At 72.2% G+C, this 22,339-nt stretch carries 17 protein-coding genes; 12 read left to right on the top strand and 5 right to left on the bottom strand.

Going from position 1 to position 22,339, the window contains the following annotated elements:
• Positions 1-41 precede the first annotated feature (41 nt).
• The 8 genes from sppA to K8556_RS33830 all read left to right on the top strand — a co-directional run bounded on the left by sppA (position 42) and on the right by K8556_RS33830 (position 10,696).
• Positions 42-2,528: a signal peptide peptidase SppA gene (sppA, locus tag K8556_RS33865; protein ID WP_223744243.1), complete on the top strand. Its 2,487-nt coding sequence runs from the start codon at positions 42-44 to the stop codon at positions 2,526-2,528.
• A 259-nt stretch (positions 2,529-2,787) separates the two neighbouring features.
• Positions 2,788-4,383, top strand: coding sequence for a transcription termination factor Rho (gene rho / locus K8556_RS33860; protein WP_223744242.1), 1,596 nt, complete (start codon positions 2,788-2,790; stop codon positions 4,381-4,383).
• 58 nt (positions 4,384-4,441) lie between these two features.
• Positions 4,442-4,708, top strand: a complete 267-nt coding sequence (locus tag K8556_RS33855; protein WP_014398393.1) for a hypothetical protein — start codon at positions 4,442-4,444, stop codon at positions 4,706-4,708.
• A gap of 4 nt (positions 4,709-4,712) precedes the next feature.
• Positions 4,713-6,593, top strand: a complete 1,881-nt coding sequence (locus K8556_RS33850; RefSeq protein WP_223744241.1) for a DUF4129 domain-containing protein — start codon at positions 4,713-4,715, stop codon at positions 6,591-6,593.
• Entirely contained in the window at positions 6,586-7,863 is a 1,278-nt protein-coding gene (locus K8556_RS33845; RefSeq protein ID WP_223744240.1) for a DUF4350 domain-containing protein, read from the top strand. Before K8556_RS33850 ends, K8556_RS33845 begins: the two co-directional genes overlap by 8 nt.
• Positions 7,860-8,858, top strand: a complete 999-nt coding sequence (locus K8556_RS33840) for a MoxR family ATPase (RefSeq protein ID WP_223744239.1) — start codon at positions 7,860-7,862, stop codon at positions 8,856-8,858. The genes K8556_RS33845 and K8556_RS33840 overlap by 4 nt, the downstream gene beginning before the upstream one ends.
• On the top strand, positions 8,855-10,162 hold the full coding sequence (locus K8556_RS33835) for a DUF58 domain-containing protein (protein WP_223744238.1): 1,308 nt from the start codon (positions 8,855-8,857) through the stop codon (positions 10,160-10,162). The genes K8556_RS33840 and K8556_RS33835 overlap by 4 nt, the downstream gene beginning before the upstream one ends.
• 12 nt (positions 10,163-10,174) lie before the next feature.
• Positions 10,175-10,696 carry an N-acetyltransferase gene (locus K8556_RS33830; RefSeq protein ID WP_223744237.1) on the top strand — a complete coding sequence of 174 codons (522 nt, stop codon included), beginning with the start codon at positions 10,175-10,177 and terminating at the stop codon, positions 10,694-10,696.
• Here K8556_RS33830 and K8556_RS33825 read toward each other — a convergent pair.
• The 3 genes from K8556_RS33825 to K8556_RS33815 all read right to left on the bottom strand — a co-directional run bounded on the left by K8556_RS33825 (position 10,693) and on the right by K8556_RS33815 (position 13,817).
• Entirely contained in the window at positions 10,693-11,136 is a 444-nt protein-coding gene (locus K8556_RS33825) for an inorganic diphosphatase (protein ID WP_223744236.1), read from the bottom strand. The genes K8556_RS33830 and K8556_RS33825 overlap by 4 nt on opposite strands.
• Positions 11,133-12,143 carry a stage II sporulation protein M gene (locus tag K8556_RS33820; protein WP_223744235.1) on the bottom strand — a complete coding sequence of 337 codons (1,011 nt, stop codon included), beginning with the start codon at positions 12,141-12,143 and terminating at the stop codon, positions 11,133-11,135. The genes K8556_RS33825 and K8556_RS33820 overlap by 4 nt, the downstream gene beginning before the upstream one ends.
• Positions 12,144-12,245: 102 nt before the next feature.
• The gene (locus K8556_RS33815; RefSeq protein ID WP_223744234.1) at positions 12,246-13,817 is read right to left on the bottom strand and encodes a 5'-nucleotidase C-terminal domain-containing protein; all 1,572 of its coding nucleotides are present in this window, start codon (positions 13,815-13,817) and stop codon (positions 12,246-12,248) included.
• Positions 13,818-13,868: 51 nt separating this feature from the next.
• On the opposite strand from K8556_RS33815, the gene K8556_RS33810 reads away from it, so the two are divergent.
• The gene (locus tag K8556_RS33810) at positions 13,869-15,416 is read left to right on the top strand and encodes a hypothetical protein (protein ID WP_223744233.1); all 1,548 of its coding nucleotides are present in this window, start codon (positions 13,869-13,871) and stop codon (positions 15,414-15,416) included.
• A gap of 1 nt (position 15,417) precedes the next feature.
• On the opposite strand, the gene K8556_RS33805 is transcribed toward K8556_RS33810, so the two are convergent.
• Positions 15,418-18,522 carry a cyclic nucleotide-binding domain-containing protein gene (locus K8556_RS33805; RefSeq protein ID WP_223744232.1) on the bottom strand — a complete coding sequence of 1,035 codons (3,105 nt, stop codon included), beginning with the start codon at positions 18,520-18,522 and terminating at the stop codon, positions 15,418-15,420.
• A gap of 211 nt (positions 18,523-18,733) precedes the next feature.
• Here K8556_RS33805 and K8556_RS33800 point away from each other — a divergent pair, with 211 nt between their 5' ends.
• Complete coding sequence (locus K8556_RS33800; protein ID WP_223744231.1) at positions 18,734-19,582, top strand: RDD family protein; 849 nt, start codon at positions 18,734-18,736, stop codon at positions 19,580-19,582.
• On the opposite strand, the gene K8556_RS33795 is transcribed toward K8556_RS33800, so the two are convergent.
• A complete protein-coding gene (locus K8556_RS33795; protein ID WP_223744230.1) occupies positions 19,524-20,042 on the bottom strand; it encodes a hypothetical protein in 519 nt (172 codons plus the stop codon). The genes K8556_RS33800 and K8556_RS33795 overlap by 59 nt on opposite strands.
• Positions 20,043-20,145: 103 nt before the next feature.
• Here K8556_RS33795 and K8556_RS33790 point away from each other — a divergent pair, with 103 nt between their 5' ends.
• Positions 20,146-21,204, top strand: a complete 1,059-nt coding sequence (locus K8556_RS33790; protein ID WP_223744229.1) for a lipopolysaccharide assembly protein LapB — start codon at positions 20,146-20,148, stop codon at positions 21,202-21,204.
• Between the two features lie 27 nt (positions 21,205-21,231).
• Positions 21,232-22,293 carry an FHA domain-containing protein gene (locus K8556_RS33785; RefSeq protein ID WP_223744228.1) on the top strand — a complete coding sequence of 354 codons (1,062 nt, stop codon included), beginning with the start codon at positions 21,232-21,234 and terminating at the stop codon, positions 22,291-22,293.
• Positions 22,294-22,339: the final 46 nt, after the last annotated feature.

The following is a 22,339-nucleotide window of genomic DNA, read 5'->3' as shown; positions in this document are numbered from 1 at the left end:
CGCTTGTCCCGGGACGGCTCGCACCTAGAGTCCCGGGCCGTATGCGCCACCTGCCGCTGCTCGCCCTCCTCCCCAGCCTCGCGCTTGCCCAGACGGGCGCCGTCGACCGCGCCCCCGCCCCGCCCCGGGGCGTCACCCTGCCGCCCACCAACGCGGCGCTCATCGACGAAGCGCCCGCCCTGTCCCTCAACCCCGCAGGCCTGGGCTTCCAGGACGCGGGGCAGCTCTTCTACCTCCACGAGCGCAACCTCCAGTCCGACTCGGTGGGCGACGCCGTCTTCCTGGGCACGCGCGTCCTGGGCCTGGGCGCGGGCTTCTCCCTGGAGTGGATCCGCGGCGAGAACGCGCCGGACTACCGCAAGACGTCCTTCGGCCTGTCGCTGGGGCCCCGCACGCTGCAGCTCGGCGCCGCGCTGCACGACTTCAGCAGCTCGGATGACTCCCGCATCAGCGGGCTGACGAGCTGGGACGTGGGCCTCACCGCGCGCCCCTTCCGCTTCCTGTCGCTGGCCGCGGTGGCCAGGGACCTGAACGCGCCGGAGCAGGACGGCCTCAAGCTGCCGCGCCGCTACAACTTCGGCCTGGGCCTGCGCCCGCTGGACGAGCGCTACACGCTGGGCGTGGACTGGCTCTTCGCGGAGGGCGGCTTCCGGGAGGGCCTGGCCACGTACACGCTCCAGGCGGAGGTGGTGCGCGGCCTGCGGCTGGGCGGCGGCCTGTCCCACGGCTTCGTCAGCGGCATCCCCCTGGCGCTCCAGTTCTCGGCCACGGTGGACCTGGGCCACGCGGGCCTGACGTACGCGGCGGGCGGCGCGGGCGAAGGCCTGGACCACGTGCTGCAGGTGCGCCTGTCCTCGGAGCGCTACCGCTCCGTGCACGGCGGCGGCGGCGTGGTGGCGCTGCTGGATTTGGACGACATGCTCGCGGGCGGCGTGAGCCCCGCGCTGGCCCTCCTGGGCGTGAGCGAGACGGACCCGTACCTGCGCCTGCTGAAGTTCCTGGACCTGGCCACGCGCGACGAGCGGCTCAAGGGCGTGGTGGTGAAGATGGAGGGCCTGCCCGGCGTGGGCTGGGGCACGGCGGAGGAGCTGCGCCAGTCGCTGCTCAAGCTGCGGGACGCGGGCAAGAAGGTCGTGGTGGTGATGCTGTCCGGGGATGACCGCGGCTACCTGGTGGCGTCCGCGGCGGACAGCGTCTACGCGCTGACGGAGGCGTCGCTGCCCATCAACGGCCTGTCCGCCACGGTGACGTCGCTGGGCGGCACCATGGAGAAGCTGGGCGTGACGTGGGACGTGGCGCGCGTGGGCGAATACAAGACAGCGATGGAGCAGTTCACCCGCTCCGACATGAGCCCCGCGGAGCGCGAGACGCTGGACGCGTACCTGGACTCCCAGGTGGCGCACTACGAGAAGGCCGTGGAGGCCGGGCGCAAGCTGCCCCCGGAGCGGCTGCGCGCGGCGTGGGCCCAGGGCATCCTGTCCTCGAAGCGGGCGCAGGCGGCGGGCCTCCTGGACGGCGTGGTGTCCGCGACGGAGCTGGACGCGCGCGTGGCGGAGTGGTTCCCGGGCCTGCGCTTCCGGCCGACGTACTCGCCGCGCGACGAGCGCGAGGACCGCTGGGGCCTGCGCCGCCGCATCGCGGTGGTGCCGGTGCTGGGCGACATCACCGGGGGCCGCAGCCGCGAGGACCCTCTGGGCTTCGCGCGGCTGGCGGGCGCGGAGACGGTGGTGCGCGCGCTGGAGGAGGCGCAGGACGACCCGTCCGTGGTGGCCATCATCCTGCGCGTGGACTCCGGCGGCGGTGACGTGCTGGCGTCCGACCTGATGTACCGCGCGGTGCTGGAGGCGAAGAAGCGCAAGCCCGTCATCGCCTCCATGGGCGACGCGGCGGCCTCCGGCGGCTACTACGCGGCGGTGGCCGCGGACGAGGTCCTGGCGGAGCCCACCACGCTGACGGGCAGCATCGGCGTCTTCTACCCGAAGCCCGCGCTGGAGGGCCTGGGCACGAAGCTGGGGGTGAACCAGGAGACGCTCAAGCGCGGCGACATGGCGGACCTCCTGGAGTGGTGGAAGCCGTGGACGCCGGAGCAGCAGGCCGCCGTGCAGACCTGGGTGGACGACTCCTACGACACGTTCATCACGGAGGTCGCCCGCAACCGGAAGATGGACAAGGCGAAGGTGGACGCCGTGGCCCGGGGCCGCGTGTGGAGCGGCACGGACGCGCTCGCCCGGGGGCTGGTGGACGGGCTGGGCGGCATGCCGGAGGCCGTGGCGTCGGCGCGCAAGCGCGCGAAGGTGGCGCCCTCGGAGGAGCTGGAGCTGGACGTCATGGGGGACGCGCGCGGCTTCCTCTCCGGGCTGGGCGGCGAGCCCGGCGTGCACGCGCTGGCGGGGGTGCTGCTGCCCGCGCTGCCGGAGCGCCCGCCGGAGGCCCTGTCCGTGCTTGCCCGGGAGGTGGGGCTGGGGTCGCCCGAGCTCCTGCGCCCCGGCCTGAAGGCCATGATGCCCTTCCGCGTGCGCATCCGCTGAAGGGCCCCCAGGGAGGTCGCCCGGTGGACAGCCCACGCGTACGGGCGGCGAAATTGCGGGCGCCCCATCCGGGCGCTCTGTTAGGGTGGTGAGTGCCTCCCGGCCGGCGCTAGGGCCGTCGGGGGGTTTCAGGAACCGGCGGTTTCGGCCTTCTCGCAGGCCCCGCGTCCGGCTTCCTGTCCCAAAACCTGCTTCCTGACGTCCCCGGCGGGCCCGCTCACGGCCGCCGACCTCGAAGGGCCGTCACGCGTGGAGCCCCATGAGCGAGAATTCCGACAACCCCGAGACCCGCAACCCGCCGCCTCCGCCCGCGGCCGCCCGTCCCCCCCCGCCCCCCGAGGCGGACGACGACGGCGGTGACGACGAGGGCGACGAGGGCCCCGACGAGGGTGAGTCCTCCGCGGGTGGCGCTGCCCAGAACGGCGCCCCCGGAGCCCCCGGCCAGGGGGGCCGCCGCCGCCGCCGCCGCCGCCGCCGCCGTGGCGCGCAGGTGCACTTCACCCCGGAGGGCCAGGCCTACCGCATGACGGCGGGCCCGGACGGGCAGCAGGTGCAGGTCTTCCTGACGCCGCAGGAGCTGGAGCAGTACCGCCAGCGCCAGGCGCAGCAGCAACAGCAGCAGCCCCAGGGCGGCGGCCAGCCGCAGGGCCAGGAGAACCGCCCGCAGGACGGCGGACCGCCGCCGCAGCGGCACGAGCACCCGCGCCACCCGCAGCAGCAGCGCGGCGGCGGGCATGCCCAGGGCGCGCCGCAGCAGAACCTGACGCCCGTGGAGGGCGTGCTGGACACGGAGGCCAAGGGCCCCAACGCGTTCCTGCGTCAGGTGAAGCGCAACCTGCTGGCGTCGCCGGATGACCCGGAGCTGCCCAAGAACCTGGTCCAGAAGCTGCGCCTGCGGCAGGGCCAGTACCTCACCGCGTTCGCGCAGATGCGCGGCCACAAGGGCGTCATCCAGAAGGTGGACACGGTGGACGGCCGCCCGCTGGACGGCGCGCCCCGGCTGCCGCACTTCGCGGACCTCACCTCCGTGGACCCCACCGAGCGGCTGAAGCTGGAGAACGGCCACAAGGAGATGGTCACGCGCGTGTTGGACCTCATCGCGCCCATCGGCAAGGGTCAGCGCGCGCTCATCGTCGCCCCGCCCAAGACGGGCAAGACGATCATGCTCCAGCGCATCGCGCAGGCCATCATCCAGAACCACCCGGAGTGCCACGTCATGGTGGTGCTCATCGACGAGCGCCCGGAAGAAGTGACGGACATGCGCCGGAGCATCAAGGCGGAGGTCATCGCCTCCAGCTCCGACCGGCCCACGGGCGACCACCTCAAGGTCGCGGAGCTCGCGCTGGAGCGCGCCCGCCGGCTGGTGGAGTCCGGCAAGGACGTGGTCATCCTCCTGGACTCCATCACCCGCCTGGCGCGCGCCTACAACAAGGAAGTGGACAGCTCCGGCCGCACCATGACGGGCGGCGTGGACAGCCGCGCCCTGGAGCGCCCCAAGCGCATCTTCGGCGCCGCGCGCGCCACGGAGGAGGCGGGCTCGCTCACCATCATCGGCACGGCGCTCATCGACACCGGCAGCCGCATGGACGAGGTGATTTTCGAGGAGTTCAAGGGCACGGGTAACTCCGAGGTCACCCTGGACCGCCTGCTCGCGGAGAAGCGCGTCTTCCCGGCCATCAACATCGCCCAGTCCGGCACGCGCAAGGAGGAGAAGCTCTTCACCCTGCGCGAGTACGAGAAGGTGAAGAAGCTGCGGCAGATGCTCTTCTCCGTGAAGCCGGTGGAGGCCATGGAGGCGCTCGTCAAACGGCTCGGCCGGTACACCTACAACGACGAGTTCTTCGACGAGCTGTAGTTCCGTCCCGCCCGCGCGGGGGTGGTGTGGCGAGCCCTGGATTGCGTAAGGTGAGCGCATGATTCAGGGCTCGGGCCGCTGCCACTACCACCCGGACCGCGCGGGCCTGGGCGTCTGCGTGGAGTGCCGGCGCGTCATCTGCCGCGAGTGCACCACGCAGTTCGAGGGCATCAACCGCTGCGCCAGTTGCCTCGACACGCGCCGCAAGGCGCTGGAGGGGCCGCCGCCCCGGCGCGAGTGGAGCGTGGCGCACGTGGTGCTGGCGCTCGTGGGCGTCGTGCTCGTATGGGGCGGCGTGCTGCTGGCGGCGCACGCGGTGGGCTAGCGCGATGGCCGTCTCCGCACTGGAACTGCGCCCCCGGGGTCCGGTGGCCTTGATGGACGCGGCGCTGCGCCTGTGCGCGCGCAACGCGGGCGTGTGGGCGCTCACGCTGCCGGGTGGCGCGGCGGTGGTGGCCACGCTGCTGCACCTGCTGGACGCCGTGGACCACGGGCGCTCCCCCACCCTGCCCGCGCTGTACGTGACGCTCGCGTGGTTCCTGCGGGGCGTGGGCCAGGGCGCGGCGTGCCACTACGTGCAGGAGCTGCTGCTGGGCGCGAAGGCGGAGCCGTCCGTGCGCCAGTCCCTGCGCGCGGCGCTGGAGAAGCTGCCCAGCCTGTTCATCGCCGTGGCGTACCTGGCGTTCTTCAACGTGCTGACGCTGACGTTCTCGCTGGGCATCGCGCTGTTCCTCCTCTCCGCGCAGGGCGTGGGCTACGCGGCGACGATGCAGGGCCGGGGCAGCCCGCTGAAGCTGTACACGGTGGGCTCGCGGCTGCTGGGCCCGTCGCGAGGGACGGCCACCGCGGTGCGCTGGCTGATGGGCGTGCAGGTGCTGGTGCTCCTCAACCTGCACGTGGGGCTCAACTTCCTGCTGTACCTCGGGCGGAAGCTCGTGGGCATCGACCTGACGTTCGCGGAGCGGTTCGCGTCGTTGGACAACCCGCCGTGGCTCGTGTTCCTCGTCGCGACGACGTTCGCCCTCTTCGAGCCCCTGCGCGCGGCGACCGCCACGCTGCTGCTGGTGGACGGGCGCGTGCGCCAGGAGGGCCTGGACCTGCTGGCCGCCGTGCAGCAGCTCCCGGAGCGGAGCGTGAAGCGCGGGGGGCTCGCGTCGAAGGGCGTGGCCGCGGCGCTGCTGCTGGCCACGGGGCTGCTCCTCGCTGCCCCCGCGTCCGTGGAAGCCGCGCCGGAGGCCGCCAGGCGCCAGGCGCTGCGCGCGCGCTTGGAGAAGGTCGCAACGGAGTGCGAGCTGCCGGAGCAGGTGGAGGGCACGGCGCTCCAGGACTTCGATGCGCTGGACGCGCGGGAGACGGCCAAGCTCGAGCGCTTCGTGCGCCGCCTGGAGCAGTTGGCCTTCGACGACGAGGACTGCGAGACGGCGGCGGTGACGCTGGAGAGCGGGCTTACGCAGGTGTCGGCCACGGCCGAGGCCCAGGCGCGCGCGGACGCCCGTGCGGCCACGGACCGGGCGCGGGCCATCCTCGCACGGCCGGAGTTCCAGGAGCGCCCGGAGAAGGCCCCGGCCGAACCCAAGGAGGAGGACGTCCCTCCGGAGGCGAGCTGGTGGCGCCGCTTCATCGACAAGCTGGGCGAGTGGCTCCGGGACTTCTTCAAGCGCAACAACCCGCGGCCCCAGTCGCGGGAAACCGCCCTGCCCCTGAGCGGCGGCGCGGCGGCGAACGCCCTCGTCGTGATGCTGGTCGCGCTGACGCTCGCGGTGCTGGGGGTGGTGGTCGTGAGCGTGCTGCGGCGCAAGCGCGAGGGCGCGGGCCCGGCGCTGGAGGTGAGCACCGTGGACGCCGCGGCGCTCGCGGGCAACCCGGACCACGCGCTGTCGCGTCCCCCGGAGGGCTGGGCGCACCTGGCCGACGCGCTGGCCGCGAAGGGGGAGTACCGCGAGGCGGTGCGCAACCTGTACCTCGCGCTCCTGTCGCGCCTGCACCGTGACGGCGCCATCCACTACGACGAGACGCTGTCCAACTGGGACTACCTGCGCGCGTTCCGGGGCCGCCCGGAGGTGAAGGCCCCGTTCCGCGAGCTGACGCGCCGCTTCGACTTCGCGTGGTACGGCAACGCGCCCGTGGGCGCGGACGGCTACACCGAGTTCCGCGCCATCACCGCCCCGCTGCTCGCCGCGCCGCCCGCGCAGGAGGCCGCCGGTGCGTGACCGCTTCCCGCTGCTCGTGCTGGGGGGCCTGCTGCTCGCGGGCGTGCTCGGGGCGTTCCTGGTGCGCGGCGCCCAGCGCGGCGGCTTCGCGGATCCGCTGTCCACCTTCCGCGCGGAGCCGGACGGCGCGCGCGCCCTGTACCTGCTCGCGCAGGAGAGCGGCCTGCCGGTGACGCGCAACATGGCGGACCTGCGCCTGCTCACCGGCCATGAGGCACTGGTGCTGCTCGCCGTGGAGGTCCAGGACTCGCACGAGGAGGATCCGGATCAGACGCGGCTCGCGTCGGACCCGGACGCGGGCGTGGACGACGAGGAGGCGCCGCACCAGGGCTTCAACGCCCTGCGCGCGCAGCAACTGGACGACGAAGAGGTGGAGCGCGTGCTGTCCCATGTCCGCGCCGGCGCCTCGCTCGTGTACGTGCCCTGGGGCTCGAAGGAGAACGCGCTCCTGGACGAACTGGGCGTGAAGCTGGACAAGGCGGACGTGACGCTGCCCATGCGCACGCTGGTGCCCCCGCTGCCCACGCCGTACACGCTGGGCGTGGAGCGCGTGGAGGCGAAGGTCCAGGCCTACCTCCGCCTCCCGGAGCACGCCGTCACGGTGCTGGAGGATGAGCGCCTGGGCTTCCCCGTGGCCGCGGTGCTTCATGTGGGCCTGGGCCGGGTGCTGGTGGTGGGCGCCCCCGAGCTCGCGATGAACCCGGCGCTCGCCAGGGCGGACAACGCGCAGTTCTGGCTGAGCGCGCTGGAGGCCCTGGGCCCCGGCCCCTTCGCCTTCGACGAGTTCCACCACGGCTTCACCAACGAGCGCTCGCTCGTGGACTTCGCGCGCCGCTACGGCCTGCACTTCGCCGTCGCGCAACTGCTCCTGGGCGTCGTGCTGTGGGCGGGCGCGCTGAAGCGCTTCGGCCGGCCGCTGCCTCCGCCGGAGTCCATGCGCGTGGGCGCCACGGACGCCCTCTTCGCCATGAGCCGGCTGTACCGCGAGGGCCAGCACCACGGGTTCGCCGCGGGGCTCATCTCGCGCGGCCTCACGCAGCAACTGGCGCCGCTCGCGGGCCTGCCTTCGCACTCCACCTTTGCCGCCGTCGCGGAAGGGCTGCGCACGCGCGGACGCCAGGACCTGGCGGACGGGCTGCTCGACGTGGTCCGCCAGTCCGAAACGGTCCAGAAGGACGCCGACCTCCAGGCCCTCGCCACCTCCGCCGCGCACGTGCGCGAGCGCATCCACCCCGCCGGCACCGGCCGGCCCCGCCCCGGAACCCCATGAACGCGCCCTCCTCCCCTCCCCCCTTCCCGGACACCGGCAACGCCGTGCGGTCCGCGAACGCCATCCGCGAGGGCGTCCTCGCGGAGGTGCGCAAGGCCGTGGTCGGGCAGGACGAGCCGCTGGAGCTGATGCTCTGCGGGCTCGTGGCCGGCGGGCACATCCTGCTGGAGGGCGTGCCCGGCGTGGCCAAGACGCTGATGGCCAAGGCGCTGTCGCGCAGCGTGGGCGCGGACTTCAAGCGCATCCAGTTCACGCCGGACCTGATGCCCGCGGACATCCTGGGCACCAGCGTCTTCGACCTGAAGTCGCAGGCCTTCGTGCTCGCGCGAGGCCCCATCTTCACGGACCTGCTGCTGGCGGACGAGATCAACCGCGCCCCGGCGAAGACGCAGTCCGCGCTGCTGGAGGCCATGCAGGAGCGCGCCGTGTCGCTGGAGGGCAAGAACCTCCAGTTGTCGCCCATGTTCACGGTGTTCGCCACGCAGAACCCGGTGGAGTCGGAAGGCACGTACCCGCTCCCCGAGGCGCAGTTGGACCGCTTCCTGCTGAAGATCGACGTGGGCTACCCCGCGCCGGAGGAGGAGGACGCCATCCTCGAGTCCGTGCACCGGGGCTTCGACGCGGGCGACCTGGCGCGCGCGGGCGTGAGCGCGGCGGTGACGAAGGACGACCTGCTCCAGGCGCGCGTGGCGCTCAACACGGTGAACGTGGAGCCGCCGGTCCTTGCGTACATCCGCAAGCTGGTGGCCGCGACGCGAAGCTCGCCCAACATCCGCCTGGGCGCGGGGCCGCGCGCGGGCGTGCACCTGCTGCTCGCGTCGAAGGCGCTGGCGGCGCTGCGGGGCCGCGACTTCGTGACGCCTGACGACGTGCGCTTCCTGGTGGGCCCGGTGCTGCGCCACCGCCTGCTCCTGTCGCCGGACGCGGAGCTGGACGGGGCCACGGCCGCGGACGTGCTGCGCGAGGTGGTCCAGGGCGTCGAGGTCCCCCGGTGATTCCCTCCGAGCGCCTGTGGGGGCTGCTGGCCCTGCTCGCGCTGCCCATGGCGCTGGCGGGCTTCTTCCCGGGCCTGGGCGGCGCGGTGCTGGCGCTGGACGCGCTGGCCGTGGCGCTGGCCGTGTTCGACTTCCTCCAGGCCCGCCGCGTGCGGCTGGAGGTGGAGCGCCTGCTGCCGGAGCGCCTCAACGTGGGCGTGGCCAATCGCGTCGAGCTGCGCCTGGTGCACCGGGGCGTGGGCACGGTGGAGGTGCGCGTGAAGGACGACGCGCCGCCGTCGTTCACCTCGGAGCCCTCGGAGGCCACGCTGCGCCTCACGCCGGACAGCCAGACGCAGTGGGTGTACCGGACCACGCCCGCGAAGCGCGGCAAGTTCAGCTTCGGCGCCGTGCACGTGCGCGTGCGCGGCCCCCTGGGGCTCGTCTCGCACGAGCGGACGTTCCCGGCGGAGCGCTCGGTGTCGGTGTACCCGGACCTGCGAGGCGCCCGGAGGTTGCTGTTGTCCGGCGCCGCGCTGGACCTGGTGAACCTGGGGCTGCGGCAGTTGCGGCGAGACGGCCAGGGCAGCGAGTTCGCGCGCCTGCGGGACTACGCCCAGGGCGACAGCGTGCGCGACGTGGACTGGAAGGCCACCGCGCGCCGGGGCCGGCCGGTGACGCGGGTGCTGGAGTCGGAGCGCTCGCAGGCGCTGATCATCTGCGTGGACGCGGGGCGCTCCATGGCGGCCCAGGTGGACGGCCTCACCAAGTTGGATCACGCGGTGAACGCGGCGCTGTTCCTCGCCTTCGTGGCCATCCGCAACGGGGACCGCGTGGGCCTGGCCCTCTTCGCGGACGGCGTGAAGGCCTACCTGCCGCCCGCGGCGGGCCGGGGCCAGTACCGCAAGCTGGTGGACACGCTCTACTCCGCGACGCCCAGCCTCACGTACGTGGACTACCTGGCGCTCTTCAAGGAGCTGAACGTGCGCCTCAACCGGCGCAGCCTGCTGTGCGTCTTCACGGACTTCCTGGACGAGGAGCAGGCCGGAACGCTGGTGGCCCCGCTGCACCGGCTGGCCCGCCGCCACGTCCCGCTGTGCCTGTCCGTGAAGGACACCGCGCTGCAGAAGCTGCTGCGCACGCCCCCGTCAGGACCGGAGGAGGCGTTCCAGCACGCGGTGGCGTCGGAGCTGCTCACGGACCGGGAGGTCCTCAAGGCCCGCGTGAGCAGGGGCGGCGTGCAGATGCTGGACGTGGCGCCGGACGAGCTGAGCCTCGCGGCGGTGAACCGTTACCTCGACATCAAGGCGCGCGGAGTCCTCTAACCAGGAGCCCACATGACCGTCGTTTTCCAGGCAGGAGACCTCACCGCGGAATCCGTCCCCGACGCGGAGACCGGCATCGTGCAGCCGCTGCTGGACCGCTGCGAGGACTACCACCAGATCGCCTACGGCCGCCCCGCGCTCCCCGAGCAGGCCCGGAACATCCCCAACGAACGGCCCCCCACGCTCGCGCCCGGGCAGGGACACCTCTTCGCGCTTCGCGACGCGCAGGGCGGCCTCGCGGGGATGCTCGAAGCGCTGCGCGACTTCCCGGCGCGGGGTGAGTGGTACATCGGCCTGCTGCTCCTCGCGCCGGAGGCCCGGAGCCACGGCAGGGGCGAGGCCGTGCTCAACGCCTACGCGGACCATGTGCGCGCGAACGGCGGCCGGTTGCTGCGCGTGGCGGTGGTGGAGCACAACGAGGTCGGCCGCCGCTTCTGGGCGCGCGTGGGCTTCCAGCCGGAGCAATGGGTGGGCCCCATCGAGCAGGGCCTTCGGATGAACCGCGTCCTGAAGATGACCAAGGCCCTCGGCTAGGGCTCGGGCCCTTCGCGCAGCCAGCCCACGAAGCGCGTGTCGGGCACATCGCCGCGCACGCGGTGCAGCCCCCGCTTGAACAGGGCGTAGACGCGGAAGAAGCGCTCCAGGCCCGCGCGCTCGGAGGGCGTCATCGGGTGCGTGCCGCACACCACCTTCGGGTCGCCCTTCCCCGCGTCGATGAAGCCCAGCACGGCCACCACCGGCACGCGCACGCGCTGCCCCTGCGGCAGCCGGGGCCCCAGCACCACCGCGTCCAGCGGGTCCCCGTCATCCGACAGCAGGCCCGGGATGGAGCCGTAGTTGTACGGGCACGGCAGCGGCGACACGAAGTCCACGGAGCCGTCCGCGCGCCGCTTCACCAGGGAGAAGCGCGGGCACTCGATCAGCACCTCCGGCTCACGCGGCAGCGGAGGCACGGCCAGGTCCGGCCCGCTCATCCCGCCAGCTCCGCCGCACGCGCACCTTCGCGCCGGCCGCGCGTCCAGTCGGACAGCAGGTACGCGTAGACGCCCGTCCCCACCGTGAGCGCGAAGCCGACCTTGAAGGCCACCGACAGCTTCGGCGGGTGGATCTGCGACACGGTGCCTTCGATGAAGCCCGCGAGCACGAACAGCACCAGCGTGCCGAACAGCAGCTTCACCGCCGTCACCGCCTCCTTGCGCAGCGCCTGCCCGCGAGACAACCCACCCGGCGCCACCATGCCCCGCGCGATGACGAGCCCCGCCGCGCCCGCGATGCAGATGGCCGAAATCTCCGGGATGCCGTGCGGCAATATCCACGCCCAGAACCACCCGGCCATCCCCTTCGCCGCGTACACCTGCGCGAGCGCCCCCAGGAACAGGCCGTTGGTGAACAGCATCACCGCCGTGCCCAGCCCCAGCGTGATGCCCAGCGCGAACGCCAGGAACGCCACCTGGATGTTGTGCGTGAAGAGGAACGAGGAGAACTGGGCCTGCTCCTCCACCGTCATGCCCTTGCCCGCGGCCTCGTCCGCGGCTCGCTTCACGGGGTCCAGGCTCAGGTGCTGCTCCGGCACCAGGTAGTGCGCGGCGTCCGGATCCACCACCATGCCCACGTAGCCGAAGCCCGCGCCCGCCAGGAACAGCAGCACCGACGCCACGTACATGCGCCACTCGTGGTGCAGGAGCGCCGGGAAGCCGCGCGCCACGAAGGCCCACACGTCCGCGAACCGGGGCCGGCTGCCCGGGTACGTCAGCGCGTACGCGCGGCCCACCAGGTCGTTGAGGTACGCGCTCACGTCCGCGGAGCCGCTGCGCGCGCGCACCCACAGCAGGTCGCTGGAGACGGCGCGGTACAGCTTCCCCAACGCGCGGGCCTCGTCCAGGCTCAGCTTGCGCAGCCCCTCGCCCTCGGACTTGTCCAGCAGCGACTCCAGTTGCTGCCAGCGCGGACGCCGCGTATCGATGAACTCCGCCATCTCCATGGGCCCACTCTAACCGAGCCCCGGAAACGGCGAGGCGCCGGCCGCCCTCCCCGCTTCGAGGGAGGACTCCGGCGCCCCGGTGCTTCAGGACCACGCCAAGCGCTACTTGATGAACTTCTCCAGCGGCTTCGCCTCGGTGGAGGCCTGGGCCTCCGTCCACTCGACGACCGGCGTCTGCCACGCCATGCCCGTCTCCGCCGGGTCGGTGTCCAGCTTCTCGAAGTCGAAGCCGTCACCGCCGAAGTACAGGTACTCCACCGTCGCGACCGTGTACTCCTTCTTCGGATCCAGCGCCTTGCCCTGGGCGTCCTTGAACTTGCCCTTGCCCGCCGGGGTGAAGCCGGCCACGAGCGCGTCCGGGTTCGCGAGCTGCTTGGCCAGGTCCTCGCCCTTGAGCTTCACGGTGAGCAGCGAGTTCTCGAACGGCATCGCCGAGTACACGCTGCCCAGCGTCACCTCGCCCTTGGCCAGGCCGTTGCGGATGCCGCCCTTGTTGAGGATGGCCCCGTCGGTGTTGAGCTGCGTGCGCACCGCGCCCGCCACCCACTTCGCCATCAGCGGCGAGTCCTGCGGGATGCCCGTCTTGGTGAAGCCGATCTTCCGGCCCAGCGCCTGGTCCACCTTCGCCTGCCACTCCGCGATGCGCTTCGCCGTCTCCGCGTCCGGCGTGCCGCCCGCGACCTCCACGACCTTCGTGTCCACGCCGGTCAGCTTCTGGCCGGCCGCCTTGGACGGGTCGAACTTCAGCTCCGCGCGCAGGTACGACTCGAAGCCGCGGCCCAGCGACGCGTAGGTGGTGTCGCCCTCCGTCTTCACGCCCGGGGCGTCCGTGCCGCAGCGGCCACCGGCCACCAGGGACACCTTCCAGTCCGCGTGCTTCGCCAGCACCGGCTGCAGGTCCGAGGGGCACTGGTCCGCGACAATCACCACCACGTCCGCGCCCGCCTTGCGCGCCTCCGGGACGGCCGTGTTCAGCGCGTCCTCGTTGGGGATGACCTCCAGGCCCTCCGCGCGGCCGGACATCGCCGTGCGCACCGTCTTCTGCGAGGTGAGGCCCACCACCGCAATCTTCAGGCCCCTCCGCTCGTAGACCTGGAACGCGGGCATGGACAGGTCCTTCGCCAGCGTCGCGTCCGTCACCTTCAGGTTCGCCGCCAGGAAGGGGAAGCCCCCGGCCGCGCGGTTCTTCAGGAAGGAATCCTTGGCGTACGACAGCTCGTGGTTGCCCAGCGCGGAGGCCGCATAGCCCATGTGCCCCATCACTTCCGCCGTCGGAGCCCCCAGGAAGAAGGAGGAGATGGCCGGGCCCGTCCACAGGTCGCCCGTCGTCAGGGCGAGCGTGCCGGCATCCGGACAGGTCGCCTGGCCGTCCTTCAGCGGACCGGCACAGTGCTTTTCATCATTCACCCAGCGGCCCATCAGCTCCGCGGCGCCGCCCTTGCCCTCCACGGGCAGCAACTGGCCACGGGCGCTGCCGGTGACGAGCACCGTCACCTCGTTGGGCACGGCGGGCTTCGCGGGCGCGGCCGCGACAGGCGGAGCGGCCGGAGCCGGCGGGGGAGTCTTCTCACAACCCGCGAGGGCTCCCAGGGCGAGGACCAGCGCGCCGGACGACAGCGTGAGCTGGCGGGAAGGACGACGGAAGGGACGCAGCGAGGGAAGGTTCGGGTTCACGGCCGGGCCTTTAGCACATCCCCGCCGTGGTAGCGTGACGCAATGACGGGCATGAAAGGCAAGGATTTCAAGCCTTTACAGGAGGAGAAGGACGGCGGGACTCCCAGCGGAAAAGGGAGCTCCCCGGGCCGGAACTTCGCCTCGGAGCTGTGGGGCGAGGTCCGGGGCGGCGCCGAGCACTTCCAGTCCACGAAGGGCCAGTTGCCCAGGGGCCGCATCCGCCAGTTCTTCTACGGGGTGGCCCTGCCCTTCCACATCGCCCGCGTCACGCTCGCGAGCCCCGCCATCCGCGCCACCTACGTGAAGGTGACCGCGCTGCAGACGGCGTTCCTGCTGGCCATCGCCGCGGGGTGGGCGTTCCACGAGTTCAACGGCGACAAGCACGAGGAGACCCGGGAGCGGCGGCCGGAGACGGCCGAGTCCCGCGCCGCGCGTGAGAAGGCGCAGGCCCGTATCGAGCAACGGGCGAAGGAGCTGGAGGCCTCGAAGGGAAATCCGGCCGCCATGAAGAATGCGCTCAGCGCGCTCATCCACGAGGCCGTCAACGCCGGCAAGGCGGGCGGCCTGCCTCCGGACGAAGCCGCCACGGCCGCCGAGGACGCGGCGGATGAGGCCGCGTCCGCCGCCGAAGAGGCGAAGGCGGAACACGAAGAGGGCGAACAGGAGGCCCGGGCTGGCGCCACGCCCGGAGCCGACGGCACCGCGGACGGGCCCCCACGGGCCTCGGGGGACTCCGCGCCGGAGCGCACGTCCTCGGAGGACGAGGACGCGGCGGACTCCCTCTCCGCCGTCATCCGGGCGGAAGTGGAGGCGGCCCTCCGGGACGTCTCGGAGGAGAAGGACAAGGGCCCGCGCATCCAGAAGGAGCCCCAGAAGAAGGGGTTCAACGTCGACGCGCCCGAGGTCCGCGACGGCGTCTTCTTCCTGGGGAGCTGGGAGTTCTGGGCGCTCTTCTTCGGCTCGCTGAGCGCGGTGCAGTGGATCGTCGTCGCCCTGTCGCGCGACTACCACACGGTCATCTCCCGCGAGGCCAGCCTCGCCACCGGCGTGCCCCCCGAGGACCCCGATATCACCCCGCACGTGCGCCTCAACGTCCCCTGGCTGCGCGCCAAGCTCCAGCGCCGCTGGAGGGCCCTGCTGCTGTTCGTCGCGGGCGTTCCAGCCCTCGTCCTGCTCTGCGTCCCCCTGTGCTGGTTCCCGAAGTCGTTCACCGTCCTCAGCAGCCTCTGGGGCTTCTGGTGGCTGCTCGTCTTCACCGCCGCCAAGAGCGACCGCGCCTGGATGGCGCCCGTCACGCGTCCGCCATGGTTCGTGCGCGCCTGGAGCGTCCTGCCCGCCCATGGGGCCTTGCGCTGGATGATGAAGGGCCTCGCGCGGCGCTCTGAAGCCGTCGCCGCGCCCATCGCCGCCGTGGAGCGTCAGCCGTGGGTGTTCGCGGGGCTCGCGCTCACGCGGTTCGTGGGCAGCCTCCCGCCGCTGCGCTGCTTCACGCGGCCGTTCATCCCGGTGGCCTCGGCGCACCTGCTCGGGCTGGACCCCCTGCAGCCGCCCGCGCTCAAGAGCGGTGAAGCCCCGCCCGCGCACGGCGCGGGGGACTGACTCACACGTCCGAGGGCGCGTTGCCTTCGGGCGGCAGCCCGCCAATGCCCTCCAGCGGCGCGTGGGGCTGCTGGGGGGCGCCCAGCTCCAGCCGCTGGCCCTCCTCACGGCGCGCGGGCAGGTCGATGACGCTCTGGAGCTGCTGGCTCACGGAGCGGAAGAAGCCGGTGAGCAGCTCCGGCCGGTCCGCGAGCAGGTCCAGGAAGTCGCGCCGGTCGATGACGAGCACGCGCGAGTCCACCGCGGCCACCATGTCCGTGGGCCGGGGCGCGCCGTCCAGCAGGCTCACCTCGCCAATGGCCTCCTTCGCCTGGAAGCGCAGCACGTGCTCGCCGTTGCGGAACGCGTCCACCGCGCCCTCGACGATGACGTAGAGCGCGTCGCCCGGGTCCCCCTGGCTGTAGAGCCGCTGGCCCGCCTTGTAGGACGCCTCGCGCGCCACCTCCGCGATGGCCGCGATGTCGTCCACGTCGCTCTGCGAGAAGACGCTCACGCCCTCCAGGGCGAACATCCGTTGGACGATGGTATCGCTCATGTCACCCTCCTGCGGGAGCACGTCCAGGCCGTTCACCCGCGCCACGTGGCGGGCGCACGCGCGCAGCACCAGGTCCTCACTCTGCACGAGCCCCGCCAGCCGCCGCCACAGACGGCCCGGCGCTCCGGGCGGCAACTCGCGGTGGTGGGCCTCCACCTGCTCCATCACCAGCTCGCGCTCCTCCTGCGCCACCAGGTTCTCCAGCAGCTCCAACGCATAGGCGCGGCGGCGCGAGTCGTTGCCCACCAGGTGCTGGTGGATGCGGCGCATGGCCTGCGGCGGGTGCAGCAGGCCCAGCAGGAAGAAGGACAGCTCCAGCGCCTGATCCAACCGGTCGCCCACCGCGCGGGTGAGCAGCGACTGGGGCCCCAGCGCCGCCTGCACGTCGCGGAAGGCGCCCACCAGTTGGCGGTACGTGTCGCGGCGGCGGCCCAGCGCCTCGTGGATGCGGTCCACGTCCACCGGGTGGTCCGGCTGCTCCTCGCGCAGACGCGACAACTGCGCGCCGATGCGGAAGTGCAGCGCCGCGTCGTCGCGCACGTTGGAGAACAGCAGCGCGTTGAGCGCCGCGGACGAACCGATGCCGCGCAGCACGCGGGGCAGTTGCATCCGCATGGCCAGCGGCGCGGCCTTGTTGTTGAGCTGCAGCTCCAGCAGCGGCGTCACCGCGTCGCCCAACTGCACCAGCGACTCGCGCGCGGCCGGGCGCTCCTCGCGCCAGCCGAGGAACGGCAGCAGGCGCGGCGCCAGCTCCACGTAGCCGCCCTCGCCCACCGCCACCAGCGCCACGCGCCGCACGGAGATGTCCATGTCCTCCAGGTAGAGGGACAGCGGCCCCGCGAACCGAGGGTCCTTCAACCGGCCCAACAGCCGCGCCACCTCGCGCCGCTCGGCCACGGGCGCGTGGTCGCCCTTCGCCAGCAATTCGCGCAGGGACTCCAGCGCCGCGGAGTTGCCCTGCGTGCGCATCAGCGCGCCAATCGCCGCGCAGCGCAGGCCCACGTCGGAGCTGGTGAGCAGCGGCGGCAGGAGCCGCTCCGCGCGCTCCGGGGACAGCCGCGCCAGGGCCCACACGGCCTGGTCGCGGGGGCGCCGGGGGCCCTCCTCCACCAGCCGCTCCAGCATGGGCGCCAGCTCCCGCGCCTCGAAGGACAGGGCCAGCGTCACGCCGCGCTCCTGCACGCGCTCGTGGGGATGGGACAGGAGCGCGGCCAGGTGCTGCCGCAGGGGCGCGGCCTCCGCCTGCTCCAGCATGTCCACCGCGCGCAGCACCCGCTCCGGCGTGGGCGCGCCCAGCGCCTCCACCAGCAGCTTCTGCGCCTCGCCGCCCAGCTCCACCTCTTCCTCTTCGTGCGCGCCCACCTGCTCGCCCAGCGCCGTGAGGTACGCGGGCTTCAGGCGCACGAGCAGCAGCCCCAGCGCGGCGCACAGCCCCACCACCGCCACCGCCATGGTGATGCCGTTGGCGCCCCGGCCCGCGCCGATGAGCAGCAGGCCCGCCAGCACCACGCCGCCCTTGCGAAGAAGCCCGTCCACCGCGCTGCGCAGCCCCTCGCGCTGCTCGTCCGGCACCGCCGCGTAGAGCAGTTGGATGCCCACCGGCAGGATGGAGTAGCTCACCGCCGTCTCCACCAGCCGCAGCAGGTGCACCGGCCACAACTGCCCGGTGGCCAGCGTGGCGCCCGCCAGCGGCGCGAGCACCAGCGGCACCAGCGCCAGGTACATGAGCAGGCCCATGCGCTTGAGCAGCCGCTCCGCCACGAGGAGCTGGAACGCCACGCAGAACAGGCCAATCCACAACTGCAGCGAGCCGAACAGCGCCGCCAGCCCGTCCTCGCTGAGCGTGCCCTCCACGCGCAGGCGGAAGAGGTAGTCCACGAAGGACGACAGCACCGCGAACGCGATGCCCAGCGCCGCCAGCACCTGCGCGTAGGGGCTCTCCCCCAGGTAGCTCCACGCCGGGAACCACGCCTGCAGCGACCGCGTGCGCGGGGGCGGCGCCGGCTCCGCCTTGTGCAGGTGGTGGAAGATGGCGCCCGCGGCCAGCAGGCTCACCGCGCCGCTCACCACCACGGCGGGCGTGCCCAGCCGCACCGCCAGCGCCTGCACCAGCAAACCGCCCGCGATGCCTCCGCCCATGCCGAAGCCGTTGAGCACGGTGAAGGCCCGGCGCGCCTCGCGCGCGTCGAACGCGGACGCCATGCGGCCCCAGAAGCGGAACGACACGAACGTGCTGAAGCAGTCCGCGAACAGGTACAGCGCCAGCGCCGGCATGCGCTGCCCCGCGGACAGCGCCGCCGCCAGCCCCAGCGCCAGCACCCCGCCCACCCCGGTGAGGATGCCCGGGGACTCCGTGGGCGCGTCCGGCCGGGCGCGCGGCAGCAGCGTCAGCGCCGCCGTCATCAACGCACCCAGGAGGTAGAGGTACGGCAGCGCCTGGGACTCGAAGCGCGACAGCACCAGCGCGTTCGCGGACGTCTTGAGCTGCGTCACCCCGGCGATGAGCGCGAACTGGAAGGCACCCGCCGGCAGGACGCGGCGGTTCCAGGATGAGGTTTCGGAAGGGGCCACGGGCGCGGGGGTGCGGACAGGATGGCGTGGAGCCCGCTATTCACGAATACCACTCTTCAGGTCCCAAGAGCATCCGCCCTTCCGTCGCAGCCGTCCGCCCGCCTGCCCGGCGTCGCAGCCGGACTCCGGACCGGGAGTCCTTGCGGCTCCCACGGAGGGACGCGCCGGGGAGCCCCCGGAACGCGGGCCGCGTGACGTACACTCCGGCGCCGTGACGCCCACCCCCGACACCCTGCTCGACGGCACCCACACGGTGCTGACCCCGGAGTACGTGGAGTTCCGCTTCACGCTGGCGGGGGTGTACTCGCGCTTCCTCGCGTGGCTGATGGACGCGCTCATCGTCGGCTTCGCCACGACGGGGGTGCTGCTGGTGTTCCAGGTGGCCATGGCCGCGTTCCCCGGGTTCGCCAGCGCGCTGGGCATCGTCGTCTACTTCCTGGTGGACTGGGGCTACGGCATCACCCTGGAGACCGTGTGGGCGGGCCAGACGGTGGGCAAGCGCGTGATGTCCCTCCGGGTCATCCAGGAGAGCGGCGTGCGCATCGGCTTCTACCACGCGGCCCTGCGCAACCTGGCGCGCGTGGTGGACCGGCTGCCGCTGCTCTACCTCGTGGGCGGCTCGGTGGCGCTCGTGTCGCGCTCGCACCAGCGGCTGGGGGACCTGCTCGCCGGCACCATCGTCGTGCGCGAGCGGCGCCTCAAGGTGCCCTCCGCCCTGGAGACGCGCGGCGAGGAGGGCCTGCTGGCGGATCCGCTGTTCGTCTCGCGCGTGAAGCGGCTGTCCACCGAGGAGCGGGAGCTGGTGCTGTCCGCCGCCCTGCGCCGCGAGGAGCTGCGGCTGGAGGCCCGGCTCACGCTGTTCTCCGCGCTGGGCGCACGGCTCCAGGACTCGCTCGCCATGGAGAAGCCCGCCCACCTCTCGGACGAGAAGTGGACGCTGCTCGTCGCCGCCGCCCTGCTGCCCGCCCCGGCCACGCGCCCGGGGCGGCCCACGTCCGGACCTAGAAGTACGTCGCCAGGCCCACGGAGCCCGTCAGCGACGTCTGCGTATCCTCGTTGAGCGCGATGTAGAAGTTGTACTGCGCGCGCACGCCCAGGCTCACGGAATCGCTGAGGAAGAAGTCCACGCCCGCGTTGGGCCCGATGCCCACGAAGTTGCTGACGCTCTCCTTGAACACGATGAGGTAGCTCACGTCCGTGCCGATATACGGGCGGATGGTCTCCTCCAGCAGCAGGTACCGGATGCCCAGCGACGGGGCCAGGCCCACCACGCGCTTCTCCGGCGTGGAGAAGGTGTCCGTCGGGAACATCAGCTTCGACAGCGAGACGACCTCGAAGCCGTTCTCGATGTAGAGGCTTCCCTCCAGGCCGATGAACGGCGTCCCCGCGAGGCCCGCGGTGCGCTTGAAGTCCATGTAGCCCAGCGACAGGCCCAGACTCCGGTTGGAGAACTGCGCGTGAGCAGGAGCCGCGCCCAGCAGGGCCGCGAGCAAGCCGAAAGCACAAAGGTAGGTACGCATGGCGGGGCACTCTACAGCCGGGCTAACCCCTGGAAAACAGCGCTGATTCAGCTCAAGGCCGGCGTTGCCTCATGGGGTGGCGCTCTCCTACACTCGGCCGGCCATGCGTCTTCGCCTCTTCCTCACGCTGACCGCCGCCGCCTCCCTTTCCACCACCGCCTGCCTCAGCACGCCGCCCCCGCATGAACGGGCGCTCATCAACAACGAGCTGTGCGCGCAGGAGATGGCCAACGGAGACCTGCAGAAGGCGGAGACCTACTGCAACCTGGGCCTGGAGTTCTCCCCCCAGTACGCGGACCTGTGGGCCAACAAGGGCCTCATCGCCATGTACTCGGGCAACAAGGGCAAGGCGAAGGAGTTCTTCATCAAGGCCCTGCGCTTCAACCAGGAGCACCTCCAGGCCTACCAGAACCTGGGCGTGCTGTACCTGGATGAAGGCGCCTACGGAAAGGCCCACGACAACTTCAAGCGCGCCCTGCAGGTGAACCCGGACAACCTGGAGTCGCGCTACGACCTGGGCCTCACCTACATGAAGATGGGCAAGAAGAAGGAGGCCAAGAAGGAGTTCGACACGCTGCTCGCGGTCAACCCCAACGTGGCCAACGCCCACCACAACCTCGGCATCATGGCCTACGAGGACAAGGACCTGGAGGGCGCCTTCGAGCACATCTCCCAGGCCGCCCAGCTCACCCCCGACTCCGCGGAGGTGTGGCACGACCTGGGCACCGTGCTGATGGAGCAGAGCCGCTTCGCGGAGGCCCGCGAGGCCTTCGGCAACTGCGCCCGCCTGGATGAGAAGAACGCCAGTTGCCTCAACAACCTGGCCGTGGCCCAGCGCAAGGTGGCCCTCACCGACTCCGCCCTCAAGGAGCTCAAGGACACCCAGACGGCGGAGAACAGCGCCCCGGCCATGTACCTGCTCGCGCGCCAGTACCGGGAGAAGGGCCTGCTCGCGGAGGAGGAGAGCGCCTACCGCAAGTGCGTGAAGCTGGACGCCAAGTTCGCGCCCTGCCACTTCGGCCTCTTCCAGATCTTCTCCGAGGCCCACAAGCAGACCCACGCGCAGACGGCCTGCAAGAACTTCATGAAGTTTGGAACCTCCGAGGAATTCCCCACCGAGTACCTGACGTGTGAGAGATTCCTGGCCAACGACTCGTTCTAGCCGTCCCTTCGGGTAGCGACACACGCGATGAGCGTCCGTCTGACCGTCACGCAGCGCAGCGAGGCCGGAGGCGCCTCGGGCAAAGAGGTCGTCCTCGACGACTCCGTCATCACCCTGGGGCGGGACAAGACCTGCCAGGTGGTGCTCCCGCAGCAGGCGGTGTCGCGCAACCACGCGCGCATCAGCCAGGAGGGCACCCTCTACTTCCTGGAGGACCTGGGCAGCGCCTACGGCACGAAGATCAACGGCAAGACGCTCCCCAAGGGAGAGAAGGAGCTGCTGCGCAACGGCGACGTCATCGCCATCGCGCAGTACGACGTCCGCTTCGACAAGGTCGTCGAGATCGCCCCGGACGTCAGCGACAAGACGTCCTTCCTGGCGCGCGGCATCCTGAAGGACGCGATGCGCGGGCTCGCCGGCGGCGAGGAGCGCTTCCTGCGCTACATGAACGGCCCGCGCGAGGGCCAGCGCATCGAAATCTCCGAGGCCCAGGAGCACATCTTCGGCCGCGACGAGAAGGAAGCCGACGTCATCCTCAAGGACGACCTCGTCTCCCGCAAGCACGCCAAGGTGCGCCGTGACTGGTCCGGCACGCACGTGGAGGACCTGGGCAGCCGCAACGGCATCAAGGTCAACAAGAAGCGGGTGAACCGCAAGGCGCTCAAGGACGGCGACGAGCTGGAGATTGGCGCCACCCGCTTCGTCTACGTGGACCCCGCCGAGCCCCCCGACGAGCCCGCGGTGAGCCTCTCCGCGGAGCGCTCCGCCGTCGTCCCGGCCCCGTCGCCGCCGCGCCCCTCCCCGCCCAAGCGCGAGGAGCCGCCCCCGCCGGAGCCCGAACCGGAGCCGGAGCCCGCCCCCGCGCCGCCGGAGGAGCCGCCCGCCTCGGAGGACGGGTCCGCGTCCTCCTCCGAGGAGCCGCAGCCCGACGGGGGCGAGGAGCTGCCCATGCCGGAGCCGGAGCCCGAGCCCGCCCCGGCGGCCATGTCCGCGCTGGCGGACAAGAAGAAGCTCGTCCCGCTCATCGTCATGGGCGTGGTGGGGCTGAGCTTCCTGGTGCTGATGATCGCCGTGCTCGCCGGCGCCTGAGCCGCGCCCTCCCCTTCTCCTTCCCCCGGAAAAGACAAGGCCCCCG

Source organism: Corallococcus sp. AS-1-12 (assembly GCF_020036995.1).
Taxonomy (GTDB): domain Bacteria; phylum Myxococcota; class Myxococcia; order Myxococcales; family Myxococcaceae; genus Corallococcus.
The sequence above is the reverse complement of the archived record's forward strand: the minus strand, read 5'-3'. Positions and strand labels throughout refer to the sequence as shown.